Origin of the sequence: Nocardia elegans NBRC 108235 (assembly GCF_001612845.1) — a bacterium.
GTDB lineage: Bacteria > Actinomycetota > Actinomycetes > Mycobacteriales > Mycobacteriaceae > Nocardia > Nocardia nova.
The window spans coordinates 30,646-56,534 of the sequence record NZ_BDBF01000044.1; the positions used below are offsets into that span (position 1 = coordinate 30,646).

The 25,889-nt window shown below is 67.7% G+C and carries 26 protein-coding genes and 1 pseudogene; 15 read left to right on the forward strand and 12 right to left on the reverse strand.

The genetic code is table 11. The features are described from left to right. The first annotated feature begins 3 nt into the window (after positions 1–3). Genes NE2_RS26775 through NE2_RS26785 form a run of 3 tightly spaced genes read left to right on the forward strand, consistent with a single transcriptional unit; the run spans position 4 to position 3,036 of the window. On the forward strand, positions 4–1,227 hold the full coding sequence (locus tag NE2_RS26775; protein ID WP_063014823.1) for an acyl-CoA dehydrogenase family protein: 1,224 nt from the start codon (positions 4–6) through the stop codon (positions 1,225–1,227). A 1-nt stretch (position 1,228) separates the two neighbouring features. Then, entirely contained in the window at positions 1,229–1,999 is a 771-nt protein-coding gene (locus NE2_RS26780) for an SDR family oxidoreductase (RefSeq protein ID WP_063030539.1), read from the forward strand. Continuing rightward, positions 1,996–3,036, forward strand: coding sequence for a phosphotransferase family protein (locus NE2_RS26785; protein WP_063030541.1), 1,041 nt, complete (start codon positions 1,996–1,998; stop codon positions 3,034–3,036). The genes NE2_RS26780 and NE2_RS26785 overlap by 4 nt, the downstream gene beginning before the upstream one ends. 11 nt (positions 3,037–3,047) lie before the next feature. Here the strand turns inward: NE2_RS26785 and NE2_RS26790 are convergent, their stop codons facing one another. Both NE2_RS26790 and NE2_RS26795 read right to left on the reverse strand, forming a co-directional pair. Next, entirely contained in the window at positions 3,048–4,028 is a 981-nt protein-coding gene (locus NE2_RS26790) for an Acg family FMN-binding oxidoreductase (RefSeq protein WP_063030543.1), read from the reverse strand. A 156-nt stretch (positions 4,029–4,184) separates the two neighbouring features. After that, complete coding sequence (locus NE2_RS26795; protein ID WP_146165164.1) at positions 4,185–5,339, reverse strand: PucR family transcriptional regulator; 1,155 nt, start codon at positions 5,337–5,339, stop codon at positions 4,185–4,187. Between the two features lie 450 nt (positions 5,340–5,789). On the opposite strand from NE2_RS26795, the gene NE2_RS26800 reads away from it, so the two are divergent. The 4 genes from NE2_RS26800 to NE2_RS26815 all read left to right on the forward strand — a co-directional run bounded on the left by NE2_RS26800 (position 5,790) and on the right by NE2_RS26815 (position 8,574). Further along, positions 5,790–6,332, forward strand: a complete 543-nt coding sequence (locus tag NE2_RS26800) for a DUF8020 domain-containing protein (protein ID WP_063030605.1) — start codon at positions 5,790–5,792, stop codon at positions 6,330–6,332. Positions 6,333–6,538: 206 nt separating this feature from the next. Continuing rightward, positions 6,539–7,456 (forward strand): DAPG hydrolase family protein, encoded by a 918-nt coding sequence (locus NE2_RS26805; RefSeq protein WP_233429885.1) that lies wholly within the window; start codon positions 6,539–6,541, stop codon positions 7,454–7,456. A 25-nt stretch (positions 7,457–7,481) separates the two neighbouring features. Further along, entirely contained in the window at positions 7,482–7,688 is a 207-nt protein-coding gene (locus tag NE2_RS26810) for a hypothetical protein (RefSeq protein WP_233429886.1), read from the forward strand. 94 nt (positions 7,689–7,782) lie between these two features. Further along, positions 7,783–8,574: a tetratricopeptide repeat protein gene (locus NE2_RS26815; protein WP_063030547.1), complete on the forward strand. Its 792-nt coding sequence runs from the start codon at positions 7,783–7,785 to the stop codon at positions 8,572–8,574. Here NE2_RS26815 and NE2_RS26820 read toward each other — a convergent pair. After that, a complete protein-coding gene (locus tag NE2_RS26820; protein ID WP_218018670.1) occupies positions 8,562–9,290 on the reverse strand; it encodes a M50 family metallopeptidase in 729 nt (242 codons plus the stop codon). The two genes, NE2_RS26815 and NE2_RS26820, sit on opposite strands and share 13 nt — an antisense overlap. A gap of 123 nt (positions 9,291–9,413) precedes the next feature. On the opposite strand from NE2_RS26820, the gene NE2_RS26825 reads away from it, so the two are divergent. Further along, positions 9,414–9,749 (forward strand): hypothetical protein, encoded by a 336-nt coding sequence (locus tag NE2_RS26825; protein ID WP_051755615.1) that lies wholly within the window; start codon positions 9,414–9,416, stop codon positions 9,747–9,749. Positions 9,750–9,799: 50 nt separating this feature from the next. Here NE2_RS26825 and NE2_RS26830 read toward each other — a convergent pair whose 3' ends face one another. The 6 genes and pseudogenes from NE2_RS26830 to NE2_RS26845 all read right to left on the reverse strand — a co-directional run bounded on the left by NE2_RS26830 (position 9,800) and on the right by NE2_RS26845 (position 14,613). After that, positions 9,800–11,353 carry a succinic semialdehyde dehydrogenase gene (locus NE2_RS26830; RefSeq protein ID WP_063030549.1) on the reverse strand — a complete coding sequence of 518 codons (1,554 nt, stop codon included), beginning with the start codon at positions 11,351–11,353 and terminating at the stop codon, positions 9,800–9,802. A 116-nt stretch (positions 11,354–11,469) separates the two neighbouring features. Next, positions 11,470–11,648: pseudogene (locus NE2_RS37295) on the reverse strand (IMP dehydrogenase); the annotation flags it as partial. Positions 11,649–11,758: 110 nt separating this feature from the next. After that, entirely contained in the window at positions 11,759–12,325 is a 567-nt protein-coding gene (gene cyaB / locus NE2_RS26835) for a class IV adenylate cyclase (RefSeq protein ID WP_063030551.1), read from the reverse strand. Positions 12,326–12,331: 6 nt separating this feature from the next. Further along, positions 12,332–13,702: a hypothetical protein gene (locus NE2_RS26840; RefSeq protein WP_063030553.1), complete on the reverse strand. Its 1,371-nt coding sequence runs from the start codon at positions 13,700–13,702 to the stop codon at positions 12,332–12,334. 47 nt (positions 13,703–13,749) lie between these two features. Further along, a complete protein-coding gene (locus NE2_RS35985; protein WP_157110970.1) occupies positions 13,750–13,905 on the reverse strand; it encodes a hypothetical protein in 156 nt (51 codons plus the stop codon). A 405-nt stretch (positions 13,906–14,310) separates the two neighbouring features. After that, entirely contained in the window at positions 14,311–14,613 is a 303-nt protein-coding gene (locus NE2_RS26845; protein WP_063030555.1) for a hypothetical protein, read from the reverse strand. 241 nt (positions 14,614–14,854) lie between these two features. Between NE2_RS26845 and NE2_RS35990 the strand changes: the two genes are divergently transcribed. The 7 genes from NE2_RS35990 to NE2_RS26880 all read left to right on the forward strand — a co-directional run bounded on the left by NE2_RS35990 (position 14,855) and on the right by NE2_RS26880 (position 22,226). Further along, positions 14,855–16,288 (forward strand): helix-turn-helix domain-containing protein, encoded by a 1,434-nt coding sequence (locus tag NE2_RS35990; RefSeq protein ID WP_167356786.1) that lies wholly within the window; start codon positions 14,855–14,857, stop codon positions 16,286–16,288. 9 nt (positions 16,289–16,297) lie between these two features. Next, the gene (locus tag NE2_RS26855) at positions 16,298–16,777 is read left to right on the forward strand and encodes a hypothetical protein (protein WP_063030557.1); all 480 of its coding nucleotides are present in this window, start codon (positions 16,298–16,300) and stop codon (positions 16,775–16,777) included. A 203-nt stretch (positions 16,778–16,980) separates the two neighbouring features. Then, complete coding sequence (locus NE2_RS26860; RefSeq protein ID WP_063030559.1) at positions 16,981–18,195, forward strand: MFS transporter; 1,215 nt, start codon at positions 16,981–16,983, stop codon at positions 18,193–18,195. Between the two features lie 215 nt (positions 18,196–18,410). After that, the gene (locus tag NE2_RS26865) at positions 18,411–20,855 is read left to right on the forward strand and encodes a sensor histidine kinase (protein ID WP_063030561.1); all 2,445 of its coding nucleotides are present in this window, start codon (positions 18,411–18,413) and stop codon (positions 20,853–20,855) included. Further along, entirely contained in the window at positions 20,833–21,258 is a 426-nt protein-coding gene (locus tag NE2_RS26870) for a roadblock/LC7 domain-containing protein (RefSeq protein ID WP_030514365.1), read from the forward strand. The genes NE2_RS26865 and NE2_RS26870 overlap by 23 nt, the downstream gene beginning before the upstream one ends. Next, positions 21,255–21,638 (forward strand): DUF742 domain-containing protein, encoded by a 384-nt coding sequence (locus NE2_RS26875; RefSeq protein ID WP_030514366.1) that lies wholly within the window; start codon positions 21,255–21,257, stop codon positions 21,636–21,638. The genes NE2_RS26870 and NE2_RS26875 overlap by 4 nt, the downstream gene beginning before the upstream one ends. 6 nt (positions 21,639–21,644) lie before the next feature. Next, positions 21,645–22,226 carry a GTP-binding protein gene (locus NE2_RS26880; protein WP_030514367.1) on the forward strand — a complete coding sequence of 194 codons (582 nt, stop codon included), beginning with the start codon at positions 21,645–21,647 and terminating at the stop codon, positions 22,224–22,226. Between the two features lie 30 nt (positions 22,227–22,256). Here NE2_RS26880 and mtnC read toward each other — a convergent pair whose 3' ends face one another. Genes mtnC through NE2_RS26895 form a run of 3 tightly spaced genes read right to left on the reverse strand, consistent with a single transcriptional unit; the run spans position 22,257 to position 25,266 of the window. Next, the gene (mtnC, locus tag NE2_RS26885; RefSeq protein WP_063030563.1) at positions 22,257–22,988 is read right to left on the reverse strand and encodes an acireductone synthase; all 732 of its coding nucleotides are present in this window, start codon (positions 22,986–22,988) and stop codon (positions 22,257–22,259) included. Then, on the reverse strand, positions 22,985–23,557 hold the full coding sequence (locus tag NE2_RS26890; protein WP_063030565.1) for a 1,2-dihydroxy-3-keto-5-methylthiopentene dioxygenase: 573 nt from the start codon (positions 23,555–23,557) through the stop codon (positions 22,985–22,987). Before NE2_RS26890 ends, mtnC begins: the two co-directional genes overlap by 4 nt. Beyond that, the gene (locus tag NE2_RS26895; RefSeq protein WP_063030567.1) at positions 23,554–25,266 is read right to left on the reverse strand and encodes a bifunctional S-methyl-5-thioribose-1-phosphate isomerase/methylthioribulose 1-phosphate dehydratase; all 1,713 of its coding nucleotides are present in this window, start codon (positions 25,264–25,266) and stop codon (positions 23,554–23,556) included. Before NE2_RS26895 ends, NE2_RS26890 begins: the two co-directional genes overlap by 4 nt. Between the last annotated feature and the right edge of the window lie 623 nt (positions 25,267–25,889).

Genomic DNA, 25,889 nt, shown 5'->3' on the forward strand with positions numbered 1-25,889 from the left:
CACATGTCGATGTTCGACATCTCCGAGCGGGCCGAGAAGTATCGGGCCCAGCTGCTGGAGTTCATGGATTCGCACGTCTACCCCGCCGAGGCCGTCTACGACGAGCAGATGCGCGCCGCCGGCGATCCGCACTTCCAGCCGCCGATCCTGGAAGAGCTCAAGGCCGAGGCGCAGCGGCGCGGCCTGTGGAATCTGTTCCACCCCTACCCGGAATGGGGTCCGGGTCTGACCAACCTCGAGTACGCGCCGCTGGCCGAGATCATGGGCCGCAGCCACCTGGCGCCGGAGGCGTGCAACTGCAATGCCCCGGATACGGGGAATATGGAAGTCTTCACGCTCTTCGGCACCGACGAGCACAAGGAGAAGTACCTGAAGCCGTTGCTGGCGGGCACGATCCGCTCGGCGTTCGCGATGACCGAGCCCGCGGTCGCCAGTTCCGACGCCACCAATGTGGAACTGTCGATGGTGCGTGACGGCGACGAGTACGTGCTCAACGGCCGTAAGTGGTTCGCCTCCAACGCTTTGCATCCGAACTGCACCGTGCTGATCGTGATGGGCAAGACCGATCCCGATGCCGCGCCGCACCGCCAGCAGTCGATGATGGTGGTCCCCATCGACGCACCGGGCGTGACCGTCATGCGCGGCCTGCCGGTCTTCGGCTATCAGGACCGGGAGGGTCATGCCGAGATCGATTTCGAGAATGTGCGGGTACCGCTGAAAGACGTGCTGAAGGGCGAGGGCGAGGGCTTCGCGATCAGCCAGGCCCGGCTCGGCCCCGGCCGCATCCACCACTGTATGCGGGCCATCGGGATGGCCGAGCGCGCCCTGGAGCTGATGTGCCGGCGCGCGAGTACGCGCATCACCTTCGGCAAGCCGATCGCCGCCAACGCCAATATCCAGGACTGGATCGCCGAGGCGCGCATCGATATCGAGATGATCCGGCTGCTGACCCTGAAGGCGGCCTATCTGATGGACACCGTCGGCAACAAGGAGGCGCGCACCGAGATCGCCGCGATCAAGGTGGCCGCGCCGAATATCGCCCTGAAGATCGTCGACCGGGCCATTCAGGTCCACGGTGGCGCCGGTGTCACCGACGACTTCCCGCTCGCCATGGCCTGGGCGCATCTACGCACGCTGCGGCTGGCCGACGGACCCGACGAGGTGCACAAGCGCACGCTGGCCCGGCAGGAACTGCGCAAGTATCGAGATGTGAAGGCGGACAACTGATATGCCGAACGCGGATCTGACCGGCCACACCGCGATCGTCACCGGCGCCTCGCGCGGCATCGGCCTCGCGACCGCGCAGGCCCTCGCCGCGGCCGGGGCCAACGTGGTGCTGACCTCGCGGGATCAGGAATCGGCAGACGCGGCGGCCGCACAGGTGGAGGGCAACGCGCTCGGCATCGCCGCGCACGCCGTCGACGAGGAGGCCGCGCGCAGCTGCATCGACCGCACCCTCGAGCGGTTCGGCAGCGTCGACATCCTGGTCAACAACGCGGGCACCAATCCGGCGTTCGGCCCGGTGATCGATCAGGACCACGGCCGGTTCGCCAAGATCTTCGACGTCAACCTGTGGGCGCCGATCCTGTGGACGTCGCTGGCGACCAAGGCGTGGATGGGTGAGCACGGCGGCGCGGTCGTGAACACCGCCTCGATCGGCGGTATGGGTTTCGAGGCGAACCTCGGTCTCTACAACGCCTCCAAGGCGGCGCTCATCCACCTCACCAAGCAGATGGCGCTGGAACTGTCGCCGCGGGTCCGGGTCAACGCCGTCGCGCCCGGCGTGGTGCGGACCAAGCTCGCCGAGGCCCTGTGGCGCGAGCACGAGAATCTGGTGGCCGACGCGACCGCACTGGCCCGGATCGGCGAACCCGACGATATCGGGTCGGCGATCGCGTTCCTGGTATCCGACGCTGCGCGCTGGATCACCGGTGAGGTGATGGTCGTCGACGGTGGGCAGCGTCTCGGCCACCCGGCGGCATTCCGGGCGGCGCCGTGACCGCCACGCCGGAGCAGGCCGGGGGCATCGACACCGCCGCCGTCACCCGGTGGATCGACGGTCTGGGGGTCGGGCTGACCGGCGCCCCGACCTTCACCCGGATCGGTCTCGGCCAGTCCAATCTCACCTACCTGGTGCGCGACGACGCCGGCCACCGCTGGGTGCTGCGGAGGCCACCCCTCGGCCGGCTGCTGGCCTCCGCGCACGATGTGGTGCGCGAGTCGCGGATCATGTCCGCGCTGGCCGGAACCGATGTCCCGGTGCCCGCAATCCTTTCCGTCACAACGGATTCCGAAGTTTGCGACGCACCGGTGGTACTGATGGAATACGTCGACGGACAAGTCGTGGACACCATGGAGGTCGCGGAGTCGCTGACTCCGCAGCGGCGCCTGGCCATCGCCCGGTCCCTGACCCGCACGCTGGCGCGTATTCACGCGGTCGATCTCGAGGCGGTGGGGCTGGCGGATCTGGCCAGTCACAAACCCTATGCGCAGCGGCAGCTGAATCGATGGTCGCGGCAGTGGGAGCAGTCACGTACCCGCGAGGTGCCCGAACTCGACGATCTCACCCGCCGGCTCGCCGGATCGATTCCGCCGCAACGGGAAACGACATTGGTGCACGGTGACTTCCACCTGCGCAACGTGATCACCTCGCGGGAGACCGGCGCGGTGGTGGCCGCGCTGGACTGGGAATTGTCCACCCTCGGCGATCCCCTCGCGGATATGGGAAGTCTGCTCGCCTACTGGGTCCAGCCCGGCGAAGACCTCGGCGGTGACTTCCCGGCGTCGGCACTGCCGGGTTTCCCGAACCGAGCCGAGATGGCGCGCGCCTACCTCGACGAAACCGGCCGCGACCGTGACGCCCTCACCTTCTGGCATGTACTGGGCTTGTGGAAGCTCGCGATCATCGCCGAGGGCGTGATGCGGCGCGCGGCCGATACGCCGAGCAACAAGGCCGCCGCGGGCACGCCGACCGTCGAACGCATCGACGCGATCATCGCCCACGCCCGCGAGATCGCGGCGGCCGCGGGGCTCTAGCCGCGGATCGCTCAGATCGCCACAGGGGTCGCGAGCACCTCGGTGACGGGCCGTCGCGGCGTCTGCGGCAGCGCCGCGGCGCCGGCGGGCGACCAGCCCAGTCGCACCATCGTCTGCGGGTAGGCGCACTTCGACAGCACGCTGTCGCGAATTTGGGCGCGCAGGTCGGGCAGGGCCAGCGGTTCGGACTGCAGACTGGACGACAGGCCCAGCGTGGTCGCCGACAACAGCAGCGCGCTGATCGCCTCCCCCGCTCGCAGCCGAGCGAGCCGATCATCGCCGGTCGTGCACACCACCAGCCATTCGGCGGCCTCGGGTTCGGTGGCCGGATCTGCCAGCTCCGGTGACTCGAACCGGCGCCTGGCGATCTCGTCATCGGGACGCGGGGCCGGCGTATTCGCGGCCGGGACACCGTCCGAGGTCCCGTGCCGACCGCTCCAGACCGCCAGCTCGTGCAGATATGCGGGGTCGGCGGCGTGACGCAGAGCGGCGACCCGGGCAGCTTCGGCCAGTTCCGGGCGCAACTCCCGCGGCACCTGCCGGGCGGCGGCGCCGTAGGACCGGGCGGCGGCGGACACCTCCCGCACGAACGCCTGCGGCACCGGTCGCGCGCTGTAGCGGCGGCGATCCGACTGCCGGTGGCCGATCGCCGCGGCGAGCTCGATATCGCGCGGCGACGGCCGGTACGGCCGCACGGTGATGGCCGCGAGGTGGTCGGGATCGGCGTGGTCGGGAAGGTAGGTGACCTGCGCGGACCAGCCGAGCACGGCCAGCGCCGTCCGCATATGATGCAGTGCCGCACCGCAGCTCAGTAGCAGTGCGCGCTGGGCGGGATCGGTCACGACCAACTGCCGCGACCGGTCGGCGTACAGGTGGGCGGCGTCCTCGCGCACCGACCACCGCCACGGTTGGGTGTTGTGCATCGAGGGTGCGCGCACGGCCATATCGACGGCGTCGGCGAATACCGCGGTGACCGGATCGGCGAATGTCATGGTGCCGGTCCTTTCCTTTCGAGCGTCGCACGGACATCTGGGCGCGGCGCCCGGATCTCGGGCCCGCGTCGTTCGCTTGTATCGATCAACCGCCGGCCCGGGCGCAGAGTTTCGTAATAGTTGACAAAATGTGGACGATTCTCCTTATTAATCGACTCACGAGCCCGGGTGACCGGAAGACAGTTCCCGGTAGCGCAACGCCCACCACACCTGCTGCATCACGTGCGGATCCTTCAGCGACGCAGCCGTGAGCTCCTCGAACCGGGACAGCCGATAGCGGACCGTGTTGTGATGCAGATACAGCCGATGACCGGTCTCGCTGGCATTGCAGCCGGCCGCCAGATACGCATCGACGGTCTCGAGGATCGCGTCGGCGTCGACGTCGACGAGCGGGTCGATGTAGCGGCGGACCATTGCGGCCCCGACATCGCTGTCGCCGACGACGGCCGGTAGGAGGCCGAGGTCGGTGAGCGTGTGGCGCCCCGGGCGCCCGAACAGGCGCGCGGTCTCGGCGACCCGGCCGGCGATATGCAGCGAATGGGGGACCCGCTCGAGCGGACAGGCCGGGCCCACCCCGAGGAATACTCCGGCCGAGGGTGCGGAATCGTCGCCCGGATCGCAGATGCCGACCACATCGCGTTCCAGGATTGCCACCACACCACCTGGCGGCCGGAATCCCGGCCGTTGCCGCAGCTCCCACTCCGTCTGTTCCGGCTCCCCGGTGATCGCGCGGAAAGCCGAATACGTCGCGTCCAGGCGGAGTCCGATGTGTTGGGCACGGCGGCGCAACTCACCGGCGGGCAAGACGCCCTCGGTCAGCGCCCGCACCATATCGTCGCGCCGGATATCGAGGCGGCGGGTGATCTGCGCTTCGGCTTCGCGGTGGGCGGAGGTGAATGCGACGGTGGCCGCGTCCGAGGCGCGCAGCAGGGAACCGAGGACCGACAGCAGCGCCGAGCCGCGCCGGGTCGCCCAGTGTTCGGAGGCACTGATGCGTTCGATCACCTCCCCCACCACGATCTGCCATCCGCGCAGCATCGCGTCGAGCGGCACACCGAGTTCGGCCCGCAACGCGCCGTAGGCTCGGAATTCCGCGAGCTCCTGCTCGTCGAGTGGCCGATCGGCCGCGGTGGCGGTGATCAGACGATCGATCACGGCGGCGATCGACGGCGTCAGGCTGGCGGCGGCAATCCCCCGGTACGCCGGAATCTCCCGCTGCAGCCGGGTACAGATGTGGTCGGCCAGCTCGACGGAATCGCCGATCGCGGAGGGGGGCAATCGCAGGGGCGTCGAACCGTCGTCGTCGCTCACATCGATCGACAATACGGCGCGCGGGTGCGGCACCGAAGGTGTTCGCGGTCGGGCCGCCGAGCCGGAAGGAATCCGTTGTCGCAGTACCCGGGCCTTCGCGACATCGAATCGGTGGTGCCGAGTCGATCCGGTGTCGGTGTGGACGTGGCGCGGATTCCGGAGCGGTCGGGGTACGCCGCGGGAGCCGGGAGCATCGCCGGGATGCGCGGTTCGGACCGGCCGCGGCGTTCGCCCGGCTGCGCTTCCGGTGGACGTCTGCTTCCGGGCCGGTCGCGACGATTCACATTCCCCGCGAACAGCAGGCAAACCCACTGTGCGCGAAGCGATTTCGGGAACCGCGAATCGGAAACCGAACACCGGCGCGCTATCTGGGTAAGAATGAGAACGGCCGAGATCCGGCCACAGGGGACATGTCGGCCCGGCCGGGCCGACGGAATGTGGGGAAAGATCATGAGAGCCAAGAAATTCGCCGCTACCGCGCTACTGGCCGTCGGTGCCACCACCGCGGCCGCCGGCGTCGCGCAGGCCGCACCGGCCACGGCCTCCGAGATCGCTGTGCGCGGGGTCGAACAGGGCGTCGGCTTCGTCACCGCGCCGACCACCGACCACACCGGTCTGACAACCACCGTGGACGCCGGATCCTTCACCGTCACCGGTGATGCGGTCACCCTCACCGATGCCGCCGGCCGTGCCGTCGCGTCGGTGCCGCTCGGTCTGCGCACGGCGTCCGGAACGGTCGGCCTCACACCGCGCATCGACAACGCCGGCCGGACCCTCACACTGACACCGCAGTCGGCCACCGATCGGACCGCACAGGCCATCGACCAGGCCTCCGACACGCTCGCTCGCAAGCAGTACAACGCGGGCGTCGGCGCCCTGGTCGGCGCCGGAATCGGTGCGGTCCTGGGCTTCTTCCTCGGTGGTGTCGGCGCCCTGGTCACCATTCCGATCGGCGCCGGGATCGGAGCCCTGATCGGCTACTCCACGCCGTAGCCGGCACCTCGCGCGGCCGTGCGGTCCCTCGCCCGGCGAACCCGCACGGCCCGCGACGGGCCGCCCGATTGCCATATGCGGCCACACTGGGACATGTCATGATCATGTCGCCGCCGGGCCGGTGACCCCACCGGCATTCACGAATCCTGTTGGGAGCCGCCATGATCGGCGCGCCCGCTCGGCGCGGCCGGCAGTAGCCTCGTCGCATGGTGAAATCGTCGGCTCTCTCGCGGCGCAGGGCATTGGCCCTCGCGGCCGTCGGCGCGGGGGCGTTCGCCGTGGTCCGGTCGTCACCGGCTCACGCCGACGGTCCCGACAACGTCCGCTACGGCGGGTATTCCGCGCAGGACCGCGCCCAGCCCTATGCCCACTTCATGACCGAGCACACCGCCCCACCGCAACCGGCGGTCACCGCCGCGTACGCAGGGCCACCCACCCCGGCGGAACGTATTCCGCCCTTCTCCGCGCTGACCGCGGAACTGGGCCCGTCCGGCTACGCGCCGATAGAAACCGGATACGGGCACACCGATTCCGGAATTATCTGGGTGGCGGTACGCACGGAGATGCCGCGCGTGACCGCCGCCATGTGGGATTGGTGGTTCGGGTGGCATCTGGCCGAATCCGCCCGGTACAAGCTGTGGCATCCGGATGCGCACATGTACGCGGAGGTCGCGGCCGACCGGACGGGAGGGGCGATGCCGGACCGGCAGCGGTATGTCGGCAATATCTCCTACGTCGATGAATACATCGGCCCGAAGTTGCAGCAGCTCGCCATCGCCTTCCACGATCCGGTCGCCTACGGGTTCACCGTCCCCGACGACCACACCGTGGTGCTCGGACGGGTCGGCAGCAGCGTCGCGCCCGTCGACCTGGGCTGGCTGGCCCACCAGGTCCGCCCCGTTGCCGGTGGATGCGAGATGCGCAGCCGCTTCTATCTGCGCATCTACGGAGTCCACACCCTGGATCCGGTGCACACCGCGCGTGCGGTGCAGCGCGGTGCCGCCGCCGACGTCGACGACCTCGTACCAGGACTCGACCTCGCTCGTGATCTGCTGGTGCACTGCGGGCAGGAGATGAACCATCTGGCTCGCTTCCTGCCCGAGCTGTACGACGAATTCGCCTGACGGATTCGGCAGTCACAATGGTGGAGTGCCGGATTCGCAGATCTCCCCCGCCGTCGCCGCGCTGATCCGCTGGCAGGACAGCGGCGGCGTCTGGCGCGTGCTGGGCCGGCGCGGCACGCATGTGACCGTCGGATTGTTCGAATGCACCGGCGGAGACGAGGTGGACCGCATCGTCTCCGCGGACCCGGCCCTGCGGGCGTTCGTCGGACAGCGCGGCAGCAGCGAGGACTGAACCCGCCGGTTCGGCGCCATTTTCCGGCCGCAGGGACTACGGTGTGCGCGGCAGCGCATCGATTCCCCCTACAGCTGCGGCGAAAGGCGGCGCGATGGCCGGTACCGGTGAGGCGAATCGCCCCCTGGCCGAGCGATATCCGGGCACCGAGCCGGTCGAGTGGCGCGGTGTCACGGTCCATCCGATGTACTCGCAGCGCCTGGGAGCGGAACCGACGGTGGTGCGGTTGTCGCTGCGCGCCGCGGCGCCCCCGCCGGGATTGCTGGGCCTGGGCATCGGGTTGTCGGTGATCGACGGCTCTGTGATGGTGCGCGGGAGCAGGCTGCCGGGCGTCGATGTGTGGAGCGATGCCCTCGCCGAGGGGATCGATCTACGCCTGTCGGGAACCGGCCCGGCGGCCGCCTACACCCTCACCCCGGTGTGGATGACGGCCGCGGGCGCGGTCGAATCGTGGACGGGCAACTACGGACTCGTCATCGAACGCGGCTCGGGTGCGACCATGGTGCTGCGCTGCAGTACCGGCGTCGGAGAACCCGATTTCGGCGAACTGGTGGTGGCGGTGACCGCCACCGTCGACGCCGCCGGCGATCAGGACCGCTTCCGGTCCGCGCTCTACCACCTCGGCGTGGAGGCGCACACTCGCGGCGACCTCGACCAGGCCCGGCGGCTGTGGCGGCAGGCGGCCGATCTCGGCCATACCGGAGCGGCCTACGATCTCGGCGTACTCGGTTACCGCACACGCGAATTCGACGAGGCGCAACGCTGGTGGCGTGTCGCTGCCGAGCAGGGCGACCCGCGCGCGATGGCCGGTCTCGCGGAAGTGCTCGAACGCCGGGGTGATTCGGATGCGGCCCGCCGGTGGCGTGCACAGGCTCAGGACGGCTGAATCCCCAGTAGCTGCCCCGCACCCAGCGCCAGCGCCGCGAGAGTCAGCAGGCCGAACACGACGACCCACAGCCGCGCGGGAATGCGGGTGAGCCAGGCCAGCTGATCGGCATCGGATCCGTCGCCGCGCACCGACACCTGCCACAGTTCGATCACCGCGCGCACGCCGCCGAACAGCAGGAACCACGTGACCACATAACCGAAGACACCCTGCCACACAGCGGTTCCGTACCAGGACACCGCGAAGGCGGCCCCGCCCACGCAGATCACGGCGAGGAAGCCGAACAGGTTGCGGATCACCACGATCAGCACCACCAGCGCCACGATGAGGATCCACAGCATCATCGTCTGGCGTCCTGTGCCGAGCAGGATCGCGAATCCCAGCCCCACCGCCGAGGGGGCCGGATAGCCGGCCAGGGTGGTCAGCACCATCCCGAAACCTCGCGGCTTGCCCCGAGATACGGTCACCCCCGAGGTGTCCGAATGCAGCCGGATACCGCTGAGGGTGCGGCCCGTGCAGATCGCCACCACCGCGTGGCCGATCTCGTGGGCGATCGTCACACAGGTCCGCAGCACTCGCCACACCGGCCGGTAGAGCACCACCGCCAGTGCCGCCGCTGCCGTCGCCAGCACCACCCATACCGGCGGCTGCGGAGAGATCGTCGTCAATTTATCGGTTACCGACGACACCGCATCGGCCGTTCGAGACAGCTGCACCGCCGTAGGGTAGCGGTCCGTCCGATTCGGCCGGATACGACGGGGTATTCGGCCGGTGAACGCTTAGGCTTGCGGTCGAATTGCCGGGATCGGCCCGGCACGCGGCCTCGACGAGGAGACCAGATGACACCCAGGGCCCATCGCAGCATCGCCGCGCTGTTCGGCACCATCGCAGCGGCCGCGGTGACCGCGGGCCTGCTGAGTGGATGCTCGGACGTGCAGCGCGCGATCAACAAGGGTGGCGACACCCCGTGCAGCGACTACGTCAAACAGGACGCCGACACCAAGCGGGTCACGATCACCAAATTCGTGAAACAGCAGACGAACAACGATCACGAGCCCGCCGGCACCCAGGTCGACGCCACCATGGCGGCGGTGGACTTCCTGTGCGCCAACCAGCGCAACGCCGACACACCGATCAAGAACGCGAATCTGACCGGAATCTTCTTCAACCAGTAGGTGCGCGCCGGGTCGGTCACCGGGGGCTCCGGTGACCGACCCGGTGTTACTCAGCGTCCGGGCAGGTAGCGGAAGCTGCGCGCGAGCGTCATCAGCAACGCCTGCCACTTCGACTGCGGAATCCCCAGCGGCGCATCCAGATTCATTCCGCGGGTGACGACCACCGTCTGCGGCTCGGTGAACTTCAGCAGTCCGTCGGGGCCGTGGCGGCGACCGACACCGGAGATGCCCATACCTCCCATCGGTGCGCCGGTGCTCCCCCACGCCGGTGCGTAACCCTCGTCGACACAGACGGTTCCGGTGCGCAGCCGGGCCGCGATGGCCTGGCCCTCGGACGCGCTGCTCGCCCATACGCTGGCGTTGAGCCCGTATTCGGTGTCGTTGGCGCGGGCGATCGCCTCCTCGACATCGGCGACCGGATAGATCGAGACCAGCGGACCGAAGGTCTCGTTGCGGCCGCATTCCATCTCGTCGGTGACCTTGCTCAGGACGGTCGGCTCGAAGAACAGCGGCCCCAGATCGGGGCGCGCGTTGCCGCCGGCGAGAATTTCGGCGCCCTTGGACGTGGCGTCGGCGACATGCTTGGTGACGGTCTCGAGCTGCGCCGGTGAGATCAGGCTGCCGATATCGGTCGAGAAGTCGTAGGCCGCACCGAGTTTCGCGGCGCCGACCGCCTTGACGAACTTCTCGCTGAACTCCGCCGCGATCGACTCCTCGACGTAGATCCGCTCGATCGAGATGCACAGCTGGCCGGCGTTGGAGAAGCAGGCACGCACGGCCGCCTTGGCGACCTTGTCCAGATTCGCGCCGCGGGTCACGATCATCGGGTTCTTACCGCCGAGCTCGGCGGAGAATCCGATCAGCCGCTTGCCGCACTGCTGGGCCAGTTCGCGCCCGGTCGCCGAGGAGCCGGTGAACATCAGGTAGTCGCACCGGTCGACGATCGCGGTGCCGACCACGCCGCCCGGGCCCGGAATCACCTGCAGCACATCGCGGGGCAGACCCGCCCGCAGCAGCAACTCCACGCTGGCCAGCGACGAGTACGGTGTCTGGCTGTCGGGTTTGACCACGACCGCGTTACCGGCCAGCAGCGCCGGGATCGAATCGCCGATCGACAGCACCATCGGATAGTTCCACGGCGCGATGACGCCGACCACACCCTTGGGCTGGGTGCGTACCTGCGCGCGGTTGAGCACCGGGAACGCACCGGGCACCGAATGCGGTGCCAGCAATTTCGGCGCGACGCGCGAGAAGTAGCGGGCCGCGAACATCATGCCCAGAATTTCTTCCTGCGCCGCCCACCGGGCCTTGCCGGTTTCGGCCTGGATCACGTCCATCAGGTATTCGCGCTCGCTGATGATCAGTTCGCGGAAGCGCTCCAGCACCGCCGCCCGTTCCTTGGGCGTGCGTTTCGCCCATTCCGCCTGCGCGGCGCGGGCGCGGGTGAACGCGGCGCTCACATCATCGGCGGTACCCACCGGCACCTCGCCCAGCGGCCGCCCGGTGAACGTCTCGGCGATGGTCTTGTTCGCGTGTTCACGGGAACCGTCGACGGACGCGAACGCCCGCAGACGCTCGAACACCGCAGCTTCCGGCACGGGCATCGTCGCCTCCTACTTGTGAGTAATGTAACCCTCCGATACACATAATCTACCGCGCGCTGCGCGGGCATATCTCCGCCCTGGGACGGATATTGTGCGACGCCCTCGAGCCCGACGGCTCACAGGGTCAGCAAGGCCTTGACGGCGCGGCGTTCGTCCTGGCCCGGTGGCCTTCGACGGCGTCCCCGAGCGGAAGCGTGAGGTCGAAGACCTTGCCCGGGTCGATGGTGCGGTCCCGGATCAGCCGGATCAGTTCGGGCAGGAAGCGCCGCCCCGGGGCGGGTTCACCATGCAGGTGCTTCCTCGCCGCTCGAGGCCAGGATCATCGGGGTGCTCTTTCCGCCGGTGCGCTGGAAATGCGAACGACAGCGGTGGACGGCCGATGGGGAGGACTATCCGGGCCAACCGTCATCGCGCAGCCATCATCACCAGGTCGCGGTATGGCAGCGTGACAATTGGCAGTGTATCGATACTCAGCTCGAGCTCGACCTGCTCGAGGTGCGCGGCTGCGTCGTGCGGGTCGCTCGCGCAGACCTCGGTTTCGACGAATTCGCCCGCGCCGATGACACTGTCGAGAGCGACCACTGTGCCCTCGCGATCGGGACGGCGGAATACGTACCGATTCTTCTCCACGACCGCGAGTTCTCGCATCCCGACAGCCTCGAGCAGCGCGCGTGCCGCGTCGCTGTCCGCGACTCCCGCGAGAGCGACATTGATTTCCCGTTTGGCGATGATGTGGCTCGCGCCATGAGTGCCGGAATTCGACGGCGGTTTGTAGGTGATCTCGCAGAAGTCGCCACGGCGGCGTACTCGAAGGCATTCGACGGTCTGCATGTAATCCACATCGGGCCTGCTGTAGTAGACGTCGGTCTCGGTGACTCGGGCGTTCTCGCAGTAGCCCAGCGCGATGAGCCGGTCGCGCAGGGCGGGAGCGTCGGTCAGGACGCGTTTGCGCTCGACCTCGATCAAATGCATTGGGGTTCAGCCTTTCCAATGGATGGCAGTATGCAGCCGGGCGACGTTGGGCTTGGAGCACAGCTGTTGCAGCGTGGCCAGCGCTCGTTGCATGGTATGGATGTCGTGGGTCGGGATGTTTTGAAACAAGATCAGCTGTTTCGCGTCGACCAGAGGGTTCGCAAGCTGCTTGGCAAGAAAACGATTGTAGTAGAGGCGATCTCGCGTGAACACGTCCTCGACGGAGACCGGCATCAACACCGTGTCTTGATCCGGCCGACCTTCCAGCGAGTTCACGGCGAACGCGGTGAGTAGGTCGTCTGCGGTCAGGTACGCGTAGGTCTCGTGGCCTTCGCGTGCCAGCCATCCACGCCATGTCGGTTCACATCGGGAGTCGGCGAGTTCGGCACCAGAGAGGAATGCCATGAGAGCAGCGTCGGTGACCGCATCGAAGATGTCGCCGTCGATCACGTAATGGTCGCTGTACCGCTCACTGACCGCGAGCAGCGCGTCCGGATGCGGTGAGACCATTTCCGAGTCCGTGAGGGTGTAGTGAACGCGCTTGTGACCGGAACGGAAATCAACCCAGTCCACCGACAACTCGCCGTCCAGTATCGGCGTGAACCCGAGTATCCCGGACCTCCAGACATGGTCGCGCAGGGTGATGTAGTGGCGCTGCACCTCCCGGAACACCCCAACCGGTGCCTCGATGACGGCGCAGACGTTGGTGTCGAGTTCTGCGACGGGCACTATCCGCGAGTTCTGTCGCGCGACGACCTCGTCGTCGTGGTGATGGTAGGGATGCGCGCCTTCGACGAGGTAATGAGGTACGAACATCCGCAGGAACTGCAGCCAGGATTGCGAGCTGTAGCAATGCACGACACGTTCGTGCAGGGTCGGCGCGTCGACGGCATAAACGTCGCGGTAGACGAAGAATCCGTAATGCCGGATCACGGTCGGCAGCACCCGCATCATCGTGTGAAGCCCCGTGTACGCACCCCCATAGGAGTACACCTCGTGCATGAGCGCCGAGGCGCTGATCACATCTACAGGGTCGGCGATCAGTGTAGAAAGGTCCTTCGCCCAGCCTTGGACAAGATGACAGGTGCCCACAGCCGCGAATGCTTCCATCGCTTCTCCCAGCGAATGTGATGTCACCCCAGGGGCCTCGATCAACGTGAGCCGTGCCCGACTGTCGGCGGTGAGTCTCGAGGCAAGGTATCGCACGGCTGCGCCCCCACCAGGTCCGATTTCGACCAGGTCAGGTTCGGCCGTCTGCAGACGTGTGATGGCATGGTGGACGAGTGCGCCTTTCTCGTCGCCGTGATCGTTCGCGGCGATGTCGAGGTAACCAGCATCCGATTTCTGTTGATGGGCAAACGTATTCACTGTAGGCATCGGTTCTTCCTGAACTGAGAATTGTGCAGGGGAATCTCTCAGCGGAGCTACGGCTCCTGGGGCCTGGATTCGTGGCGGTCGCGTTCGCTCCATTCATCGAGCCCTTGCGCGACGCGGATCAGCAGCGCTGCGGACGCCAGCGTGGTTGGGTAGCGCAGGAACCCGGATTCACCGGGCTCGCGGCGTGGAAGCTGCTCGGTCATCGCGACGGCCCCTCGGCTTCCGACCGTGCCAACCTGTCAGCGGTTTCGGAGCCGGCACCAGGGGCACGACGCTGCGGCATGTCGATCACGGAGGACGAGTCCGAACGATTGCGGTATGCGCCGAGACACGTTGGGGTGCAGAAGACACGACCGTCCGCGCGAAGCGGTTCGCCGGGGATCTCGAGGGCGCACCGGTCGCACCAGTCGTCGTCGGTTGTGGCGTTCACGCCGTCACCTCCGATGCCCACGACAGGGCTGCCAGGTACTGGGGGCATCGCGCCCCGTGATCGGCATGAACTGTCAGAACGCGACGAGCCTCTTCCAGACTGTTGATCGGAGCAAGGCAGTCTTCGCAGAACCGGTGGATGATGTCCGACTGCGGGAGCTGATGCGCGACACTCGGGCTCACCGGATGCCTCCGATGAGGGGCACACGCGGGTGAATGCGACCTGCGTCGACCAGGACCATCCAGGCCGCGTCTTTGCGCGCACAATCACCACGGCGGCACTCGCGGTGGAGTTGCATCTCCAGGTGCGCTTGGGCCTCGGTGAACAGCATCAGCGGTGCGTGGTGTGGATACTCCGGATCCTGCGGGTTGTCGCAGGCAAATGTGGTGGGACGCGGTCGTGCCGGCATGAGGTAGGCAGCGGCGGCCAGCCCTATCCGTACGGCGGCGAGACCGCCGATCAAGAGCGATGTCGTCAGCATCGGAACCTTCGGTTTGTGTGTCGGCCGGATGGACTCTCCCGATGCCTGGCCCGCCGACCAATTCGAAGTTATAAACTCGATCGGTGCCGGAAACCCCTGTGGGGCTGAGGCATTGGGCATCGGAAGCTGGAACCAAGCGTGGCTCGGGGAATTCCGCGACAGAAGGTGCACGCGGTACATGGCGGTATACGCTGGGTTCACGGTGGTATACGCACCCAGCACCGAGGGGCCAGGATTGGGTATGCATGTCACGTGGACAGGTGCCGACGCAACCGCGTTGCGGAAAGCCCTGGGACTCCCCCAGAAGCGATTCGCCGACCGGCTCGGGATTCATGTACAGACAGTGAAAAAATGGGCCAGCCGAGGGACAACAATCCGACTGGACGAGTTTTACGCGGGTCTGATGACGACACTGCTCGACGGCGCTACCCCGGAACAACGCGGGCACTTCTATGCGAGACGCCAACAGGTCGCAACGCCTGAACCTGGCGTTGCCGAAAAGAGTCTGGATGTCGCCGAGTGGGATCCGACATCGTGGAGTACCGATTGCGCCACCGTGACGGCAGAACTCACCAGGAGAGATTTGATGTTGGACCGACGCCAGGCAACCCGCGCCCTGATCGGCGTGGTGGTCGGTGCGAAGCTGATCGAACCGCTGGAACAGTGGCTACAGCGCGTAAGCGACGAGCCGGTGGCCGCTATCGGCCGCGGCAATATCGGCCTTCAAGAGGTCGAGCAGCTGGAGAACGCGGCGCAGATGTTTCGCGAGTGGGACGACCAATTCGGCGGCGGGTTGCGCCGCAAGGCCGTGATCGGTCAATTGAGCGAGGTCAATGAACTGCTGCAAGACAGCCATCCAGCAGAGATCCGGCGCCGACTGCGGCGTGTATTGGCCTTGCTTGCCGAAACGGCAGCGACGATGTCCTGGGATTCAGGGCTGCAGACGGCGGCCCAGGAGTACTACATGCTGGCCGTGGGGGCGGCGAAAGCTGCGGGCGATCCAGCTCTGTGCGCGAACGCGATGGCAGGCATGGCCAGACAGCTTCTGTCTCTGGACCATTACGGCACAGTGTCCAGGCGCAGGAACCTCGTACATCAGCGCGCGATGGATGCGCTGGAGATAATCCGGCTGGCGCAGGACGAATTCGGTGATGTGGTGACGCCAAGGGTGCAGGCGATGCTTTACGCCCGCGAGGCGTGGGCGTACGGGAAACTCGAACGACCGTCGGCGTTCCGCCGGACATGCGATAAGGTCTATCGGGCATTTGCCCGCGCCGACACCGCCAGTGATCCGTACTGGATTCGGTACTTCGATGCGGCCGAGCTTTCTGGGACGTTGGGCGGAAGGCTGCTCGAGATGGCTCGCCACGACTCGTGTTTCGCTGCGGAGGCCGCGTGTGAAATCGAGCGTGCGATCGAGTTGAGGGTGCCAGGACGGTTGCGCAGCTCGGCTCTGGACAAACTGGGGATCGTGGAGGCGCGCCTACTCCAGGGCGAGTTGGACGAGGCGGCACGGCTCGGGCACGAGGCTTTGAACATGGTTGAGCAGACCGCGTCCGATCGCGTTCGAAAGAAGCTGTGGAACGTGTACGGCCGCACCGACCAACTCGCGGGGGTACGGTGCGTCGCCGAGCTGAGGGATCGAGTGCGTCCACTGATCATCGACACGGTGTAGAAATCTTGCATGGTTCGAATCGGTGTCACCGGACATATGGACATCACTGACGACACACGGCGTCTGGTGTACGGGGAGATCACCAGCCTGCTGGCTCGCTACGATGATGTGACGGGCATCAGTTGTATTGCGAGGGGCGCTGATTCCGTATTTGCCGAGGCGGTTTTGGACTCGGGCGGCCAGCTCGAGGTGGTGATACCGTCGCGAAACTATCGCGAGAAGAAGGTCAAACCCGACCATGCGCCGGTGTTCGATGAGCTGTCCAAGCGCGCCGAAGTGGTGAGCGTGATGCCGTTCGATGACACAGGACCGGAAGCGTATGGGGCCGCCAATGAGGCCGTGGTGGGGACATGCGATCGTCTCGTGGCGGTGTGGGACGGTCAGCCTGGCGAGCGCAGCGGAACTGGTTCTGTGGTGAAGTTCGCGCGGGAGAGAGGTGTGCCGGTGGACGTGGTGTGGCCCGAAGGCGCACGGCGCGTAGGCCGGTAGCCGAGCCGAGCAGCCCGCCCGCCGATTCGCTGAGCCTGCTAGCCAGCTGGACGGCCACCCATCTGGGTGCCGCGCCGAGTTCTTCGCTGCCCTCCGACCCGCGCTGACGTACTTCCGGTCGTTCCCGCTGTCTCGGCCGCGTTCCGATGCGATCATGGAGCCGTTCGGGGCGGCGGCAGATCGGCGACGACCGGAGGCGGTTCATGGCGGCTCGGCGGGTGGCGCGGGCTGCGGCTGCGCCGCTGAGCGCCTGGGGCTTCGTCGTCCGGTTCGGCATCGTCAGCTTGCTGGCGGATTTCGTGTACGAAGGGGCGCGGTCGATCACCGGGCCGCTCCTCGGGTCATTGGGCGCGTCCGGATTCGTCGTGGGCGTGGTGACCGGAGTGGGCGAGGCGGCCGCGCTGGTACTGCGCCTGGTCTCCGGCCCGCTGACCGACCGGACGCGGCGGTTCTGGGCGTGGACCATCTCCGGCTATGTGCTCACCGTGGTCAGCGTCCCGCTCCTGGGCCTCGCGGGGGTGCTGTGGGCGGCGGCCGCATTGGTGATCGCCGAACGGGTCGGCAAGGCGGTGCGAAGTCCGGCCAAGGACACGTTGCTCTCGCATGCGACCGCGGTCACCGGGCGCGGTCGCGGCTTCGCCGTCCACGAGGCGCTCGATCAGGTGGGCGCGGTCGCCGGGCCGCTGACCGTCGCGGCGGTTCTGTCCGCGACCGGCGACGATTTCACTCCCGCCCTCACCATGCTGGCAATCCCGGGTGTGGCGACGCTGCTGTTGTTGGTACGCATCCGAATCCGCGTTCCCGATCCGGCACGATACGAACCGGCCGCCGCGGCGCCCCGGCCCGGAATCTCGACAGTTCCGCTGCCGCGCCGGTTCTGGCTGTATTGCCTGTTCACCGCCGTCTCGATGCTCGGCGCCACCACCTACGGCGTGCTGTCACTGCACATGGTGGCGGCCGGGGTGTTCACGGCGGCCACAGTGCCGGTGGTCTATGCCGCGGCCATGGGCGCCGATGCCGTCGCCGCGCTGGCCTCCGGCTGGCTGTACGACCGCGTGGGCGCGAAAACGTTACTCGTCCTGCCAGTTTCGACGGCACTGGTGCCGGTCTTCGGTTTCGCGGGTGGCATGGGCGCGGTACTGGCGGGTGCGCTGTTGTGGGGTGCGACGGTCGGTGTGCAGGAATCCACGTTGCGCGCCGTGGTGGCCGATCTGGTTCCGGCCGATCGCCGCGCCACCGCCTACGGCATCTACGCCGCCGTCCTCGGCGCCGCTACCGCCGCCGGTGGCGCGATCACCGGATTCCTCTCCGACACATCGTATTCGGCATTGATCGCCACCGTCGTCGTGGTCGAGTGCGCGGCCGTGGTCGTCCTGTCCGCCCTCGCCGCCCGCCGACGCCCAGCGGCGGGCCGATAGCAGAACTCGCCGGCTCACAGCTGGATTCGAGCACTGATATACCTAACACTGTTCAAACGTGTGACTTGCCACAATGTCTCGGCGGCAGTCATCTTCGCCACACTCGCTAATTCGCTCCTGACCTGCGAACTCATGCCGGACAACGAAAGTCAATATAGGTCTCGCTCAGTGGTATCCGCCCTGAAGTTTGAAACATCGCCCGTTATGTTGTGCCGATGTTGAGAGCGAGGCTCGGTATCCGAACCCGCATCCTGGCCATCGCCGTGATTCCGAGCTTGACGTTGCTCGGAATCGGTGTGGGCACAGCGGGTTATCTGGTACGGGAGGGGCAACACGCCAAGGACTGGGCATCGATCCTGGGCAATGCCAATGTGCACACTCGCGAGATGATCGCCGCGGTCGAACAGGAACGGATGCTGTCGCTGTGGCATCTGGCCGGTGAGCACGGCGACCCCGCCGCTCTCGGCGCGGCGCGCACGCGAGTGGACAATGCCCTGCAGGCCCTGGCCGCCACCGAGAACAAACTGATGACCAGCGGTTCGAATCCGATGGGTGACGACACCGGCGGATTCGAAACCCTCAAGAAGCAACTTCCGGCCATTCGCGGCGGGATCGACGCGGGCGCGCTGCCGATTCCCGAAACCTACGCCATCTACAACCGCATTCTGGATGCCGTCGTCGTCGGCACCAATCTCACCATCCCGACCGCGCCCGACGCCGCGGTCGCCCAGCAACTCGCCGGCGGTCTGCGCACGCTGCACGCGATGGAGGGCATGTCGCGCAGCGCCGCCCTGACCGCCGCCGAACTCAACGGCCAGATCTTGGCCGGGCAGATGCGCGATGACTACCGCAACCTGGTCGGCTACTACCGCACCGAACTCCCCCAGCTCGCCGCTGATCTCACCGGGCCCCCGGCGGACAAGATCAAGACCGTCATCGCCTCCCCGGCCTGGCAGCAGCTGGCCGCGATGGAGGACTACCTCATCCATCCGCCGGCGCCCAACAAGAACGGCGAATTGCCGCCGCCACCGATGAGTTTCGCCGATTGGCGCAGCTCGGCCGAACAACTCGGCGACCAGCTGCTCGCCGCCTGGCAGTATCAGAACGACCACGCCAACCAGACCGCCGTCGACGACGGCGACCGCACCGCGACCAACTCGCTGTGGGCCGGCGCCGGCGTGCTGGCGATTGCGATCATCGCCTTCCTGCTCTCGCTGTGGCTGGCCAACCGGTTGATCGGGCGGCTCAAGCGGCTGCGCACCGAAACCCTCGCGCTGGCCGAGGTGCGTCTGCCCGAAACGATGCGCCGCCTGAGCGAGGGCGAGAACGTCGATCCCGAGATCGAGGCGGCCCGGCTGGACTTCGGTCACGACGAGATCGGTTCGGTGGCCAACGCGTTCAACCGCGCCCACACCGCGGCCGTCGCCGCCGCGGTCACCGAGGCGCGCACCCGTGAGGGCGTGCGCGCGGTATTCCTCAACATCGCGCACCGCAGCCAGATCGTGGTGCACCGCCAGCTCGAGATTCTCGACGAAGCCGAACAGCGCCAGGAGGATCCGGCGCTGCTCGAGACCTTCTTCCGGCTCGACCACCTGGCCACTCGCGAACGCCGCAACGCTGAGAATCTGATCATCCTCGGCGGCGGCGAACCCGGCCGGCAGTGGCGGCGCCCGGTGCCGCTGGTCGAGCTGGTACGCAGTGCGATCGGTGAAACCCTCGACTACGCGCGGGTTCGCGCGCATCGGATGCCGCAGGTGTTCATCGTCGGCAACGTGGTCGCCGACCTCATCCACCTGCTCGCCGAGCTGGTCGACAACGCCACCTCCTTCTCCCCGCCGCAATCGCGGGTCGAGGTGAGCAGCAACGTGGTCGGCAAGGGCGTGGCGATCGAGATCAGCGATCAGGGCATGGGCATGCCCGCCGACGAACTCGAACGCGCCAACGAGATGCTGCGCAACCCACCGGATTTCGGTGTGGCCACACTGTCGGCCAATTCGCGCCTGGGCCTGTTCGTGGTCGCCCAGCTGGGTGCTCGCCACGGCATCACGGTGCGGCTGTCGGAATCCGACTACGGCGGCATCCGCGCCATCGTGCTGGTGCCGACCGCCGTCGTCGCCGCCGATGCGCCGCTGGCCGACCATCTGCCCGAACGCTTCGCCGGCCGCCGTCCCGAGCCCGCGATGACCGGTGAGATGCCGGCCATCCCCGCGGCCGAAACGACCTCGGCCGCAACGTCGCTGGCGACCCTGTCGCCGCCGCAACCGCAGGCCTGGTCCGATTACCCGCGCACCGACAGCGCGCCACGCACCGACGACCGGAGCTGGGCCGACACCCCGGCCCGGCGCGAGGCTCCGCCGCGCCACGAACTGCCCGCGACGCCCACCGACCAACCGGCCCGTCGCAGTCCGCAGCGCCCGTCCTACACTGGCAGCGATGCTCGCCCACCGTTGCCCCGCCGTCGCCGACAGGCCAGTCTGGCACCGGAATTGGCGCACGACCCCCAACCCGACGCTGCGTCCCCGCAGCGGCCGCGCTCGGCGGAACAGGCACGAGACCTGATGTCCGCCATCGAGAACGGAACCAGGCAGGGGCGGCGATCGCAGCCCGGCCCCACCCCGGACGAACAGGAAGGCGAAGGTGACTTCTTCCAACGCAGGTGATCTGAACTGGCTGCTCGACGATCTGGTCGATCGCCTGGCCGGGGTGCGCTACGCGGTGGTCCATTCCACCGACGGGCTGCTGCTGGGCCGCTCCACATCGATGAGCCGCGAGGACGCCGAACACTTCGGCGCCATGTCGGCCACGCTGTACGGGCTGGCGCGCAGCGCCGGAAACCGGTTCGACGGGGGCGGCGTACGCCAGGCCGTCATCGAACTCGACCGTGCGGTACTGTTCGTCACCGCGGCCGGTGACAACGCATGTATCGCATTGCAGGCCAACGAGAACGCGAATCTGGGTATGGTGGCCTACGAAATGAATCTGACCGTGCAGCGAGTCGGTGGTTACCTGTCCACCGATCCGCGTAACGGTCTGGCCGAGCACGTGGAGCATAGATTGTCATGACGCGCTTCGGTCAACCGTGGTTCGACGATGCGGCCGGCCCTCTGGTCCGACCGTACGCCGTGACGCGGGGCCGCACCATGGGGGCGGGACACGATCTGGACATGCTCACCCTGGTGGTGACCGTGTCACCGGGTCCGCCGCTGCGGCGCGTCGAACCCGAATACGCGGAAATCGTTCGGCTGTGCCGGACCCCGCAATCGGTAGCCGAAGTCTCGGCGAGACTCAAGCTACCGTTGGCGGTGACCAAGATCCTCGTCGGTGATCTCATCGGCGAGGGTCTGCTGAATTTCCGGGCCCCCGCCCGGACCGACACCGATACCGGCGGGACCGGCGAACTGAACATTTTGCGAGCAGTACTCGATGGAATCCGAAAGCTGTAGAACACCGTGCCTGATATTTCGTCCTCGGCCGACCTGGCTGCCTCGGTCAAAATCCTCGTAGCCGGCGGTTTCGGCGTCGGGAAGACCACCATGGTGTCCTCGATCAGCGAGATCACGCCGCTGCGCACCGAGGAATTGATCACCGAATTGTCCACCGGCATCGACGATCTGTCGGGCGTGGAGGGCAAGACCACCACCACCGTGGCGCTGGACTTCGGTCGCATCACCATCGACCAGAACCTGGTGCTGTACCTGTTCGGCACACCCGGCCAGGACAGATTCTGGTTCCTGTGGGACGAATTGGCGCGCGGCGCTCTCGGCGCGGTGGTCATCGCCGACACCCGCCGGCTGGAGAACTCCTTCGCCGCCATCGATTTCTTCGAACGGCGCGGGCTCTCGTTCGCGGTCGCGGTGAACTGCTTCGACAACGCCCCGGTCTACACCACCGAGGAGGTGCGCGACGCGCTCGATCTCGACGCCCACATTCCCGTGGTGCTCTGCGATGCGCGCGACCGCAGCTCCTGCAAGACGGTGCTGATGACGCTGGTCGAACATCTCATCGCGCGAGCCACCAGCTCGGTGGCCTGAGCGTCCCGAGTGTCGGATCGGCGCGGCCGCTCAGCGGGCGGCCGCGACCGGATCCAGCTCGGCGAAGCTGCCGATCCACCTGTGCGGCGGCCGCGGCGCATTCGGCTCCCCGGCACGGGTGACGCCGACCGCTTGCCAGCCCGCGGCCACCGCGGCGTCCAACTCGTCGGGATGGTCGGACAGGAACAGGATCTCCCGCGTCGGCATGCCGATCTCCGCCGCGATGCGGCGGTAGGACTGCTCCTCGCGCTTCGGCCCGGCATTGGCCAGGTCGAACCAGCCGCTGATCAGCGACGCCAGCTCGCCCCCGCGCGCGTACGCGAACCAATCCTGTTGATTGCGCACCGAACCCGACGAATACACCCAGAGGGTGAGTCCGGCGCCGTGCCAGGCACGCAGCGCCACGGGTGCGTCGGGGAAGAACTCGCCGAATAGGGCGCCCTCGCGGAATCCCCGAGCGCAGATCACCCCTTGCGCGGTCTTCAGCGGCGCCGCCTTGACGTCGGAATCGAGCCAGCCGCGCAAGATTCCGGCGATCTCGTCGAGGTCGGCGTCGGGCCGCCCGGCCAGGTCACGGGTCTGCTCGATTACGGTCTTCGCGGTGCCGTCGGCGTCCTCGGCCAGCCACTGCGGCAGTCGGCGGCGGGTGTAGCCGTACAGATCTTCGCGGACCGAGCTGGTGGGGCTGGTGGTGCCCTCGATATCCACGACGACCGCCCGGATCGGCCGTGCCTGGCTGTCGTCTCGCTGCTCGTCGCTCATGCGGCGACGAGCTCGTCCAGCGTCGGAAAGCCCTGTGCGATGGGGTCGCCGGTGAAATCGCCGATCCACCCGTCGGCCTCTTCGAAGAACCGGATCGCCACGAAGTCCGGCTGGGTTCCCATATCGAACCAGTGTCGCGTCCCCGCGGGCACCGACACCAGATCACCGCCCTCGCAGACCACCGCGACAACTTCCGGTTCCAGGTGCAGGTAGAAGCAGCCGCGACCGGAGACGAAGAAGCGCACCTCGTCCTCGGCGTGGCGATGCTCGGACAGGAACTTCTGCCGCGCCGCGCGCGCCTGTTCGGGCCACTGCGGATCGCTGTCGTCGGGATGCAGCCGGGCCAGGTCGATGTGGCGGTACCGGCCGTCGGCGTTGAGATCGCCGATCCGATCGCGGTAGTGGCCGAGAATCTCCTCGGACGCGATGTCGGCGGTCACGGCCTGAGCGGGCCAGCGGTCGAAAACGATTCCGCGCGTGGCGAGCTCGGCCGCGATGCGATCCGGGTCGGTGGTGTGCAGGCGCACGTCGGCCGGATCGGTATCGGCCGCGATATGCAACAGGGTCATTGCGGTTGCTCCTCGAGGATGCGGTCGGTGGAGATGTCGCGGCGCCCGGTGAGCGACACCAGTTCGCACAGGGCTTCCAGGCATTCCGCGCGGTCGCGGGCCTGTGCGAGATCGGCGCCCCAGGCGGTGATGCCGTGCCCGGCGATGAACAGCACCGGCGGGGCCGCCGGATGTGCGCGCAGATACCGGTCGATCTCCGCGCCGATCAGCGACACGTCGGCGTGGTTGGGAAATACTGGAATGTCGATGGTGTCGCCGGAGCGCAGACCCTTGATCAGTTCGAAACCGGTGAACCGCATCGGGTTCGGGGCGCCGACGGAGGCCGCGGTGGCCCGCGGTGAATGTACGTGCACCACCGCCGCGGCCTCGGTCGTGCGGTAGATCGCGGTGTGGATCGCGGTCTCCGCGGAGGGACGGCGGTCTCCGGCGATCGGTTCGGAGTTCTCGATCCGCACCCGGACCATATCCGCGGCGGTCAACTCGCCTTTGGACAGGCCGCTACCGGTGACGACCGCGGTGGAATCCGAGGCCGTGTTGGATACCACTCCGGAAGCGCCGTCACGGACGGAGATGTTGCCGGCGGTGCCCGGCATCCAGCCGCGGGCGTAGAGGTCGCGCGCCAGAGTCGCGATCGCGGCGGCGTTCGGCGAATCGGCGGGGTCCTGGGCACCGGAATCGGCGGCGCGGGGATCGGGGGCCACGATCGCCTGCGCCGCAAGCGGATTCGCCTCGTCGATCAAGCCGTTCTCGGTGACCACGGCCGTCACCAGTTCGGGCGGTGTGACGTCGAAGGCCGGGTTGAAGACCGCGGTGCCCTCGGGGGCGGCGGCGTAGTCGCCGACGTGGGTGATCTCGGCCGACCCGCGCTGTTCGACGACGATGCCGGCGCCGGTCGCGGTCGCCGCGTCGCGCGTGGATTCGGGGGCCACCACGATGAACGGGATGCCGTGATGGCGAGCGGCCAGTGCCAGTCCGTATGTGCCGATCTTGTTGGCCACCGAGCCGTCGGCGGTGATGCGGTCCGCTCCGACGATCACGCAGTCCACCTGCCCGGTCGCCATCGCCCAGGCGGCGGCGGAGTCGACCGTGAGCCGATGCGGAATGCCGGCCTCGGCCAGTTCCCACGTGGTCAGGCGCGCGCCCTGCAGCAGCGGGCGGGTTTCGTCGACCAGAACGCTGTCGATCACGCCGCGCGCGTGCAGCACCCGCAGCGCCCCGATCGCCGTGCCGAACGCGGTGGTGGCCAGGCGGCCGGTGTTGCAGTGGGTGAGCATCCGCAGTGGACGGTCCGGGCACAGCCGTTGCACCAGGTCGGCGGCGTGTTCGGCGGCGGCCCGGTTGACCCGGCCGTCTTCGGCGAGCAGAGCCTGCGCCTCGGCGAGCACCCCCGCCTGGCCGCCGTCGTCGAATTTCGCCAGGGCTCGTCGCACGCCCCAGGACAGATTCACCGCGGTGGGCCGGGCGGCCTCGATCCGGACGGCCTCGGCTCGGACCCGTTCGGGATCGCCGGGATGGGCGAGCGCGGCGAGGGCGACTCCGAAGGCCCCGGTCACGCCGATCGCGGGGGCGCCGCGCACGGCCAGGGTCGCGATCGCGTCGATCACCTGGTCGACCGTCGTCAGCCGCAGCGTGCGCACCTCGTGCGGCAGCGCGCGCTGATCGATCGTCACCACGGCACCGTCGACCCACGTGATCGAACTTTCACCCATTCCGCGCACAACCCTCACCACTCGACCCTGCTACCCCTCAAACGGTAGCGAATCAGAGGCCATCGGCCCGCACCAGGTTTACCCTCGCCCGGATCCGATCCCCTGGCTGCCGCCGGCGGTCGTGAGCACTCCTGACAACGGCAGTGTGTGCAAACGTGCACCGCGTGCACGGCGGCAGGGGGTCCGACTCCCCCTGTGGCGCTCGTCGCGACCCGGCATGTGGGCGCAGCGAGTGGCCGTCTGTACCCGTCGGCGCGCAGCGCAGTGATGGCGTCGGCCACCGCCCGGCGCGGACCGCAGTGACAACGTCTGCGGGACACCTCGGCGGCACGCGCCGGCGGCGCGACCCAGTGCTGTCGGCACGCCGATCTCGCCGGGCGCACTCGCCGGCCCATGGTGAAGCAGTCGGCGGCATCACGGCCGACCGGCCCCGAACCATCCCTTCGCCGAACCTCGCTCGAAGACGCTGCCGGTCAAGGTTTTCCGTCGCCGTATGGGCGAAATGTCCTGCCGTTACCGCAGTTCCGGAGTGGTTTTCCACAGTCGGCGTGTCATCCACAACAACCGGTGGACAAGCGTGAACAGCGGTTGTTCCACATCGCCGGAGCTGCCCGGTTCGAAGG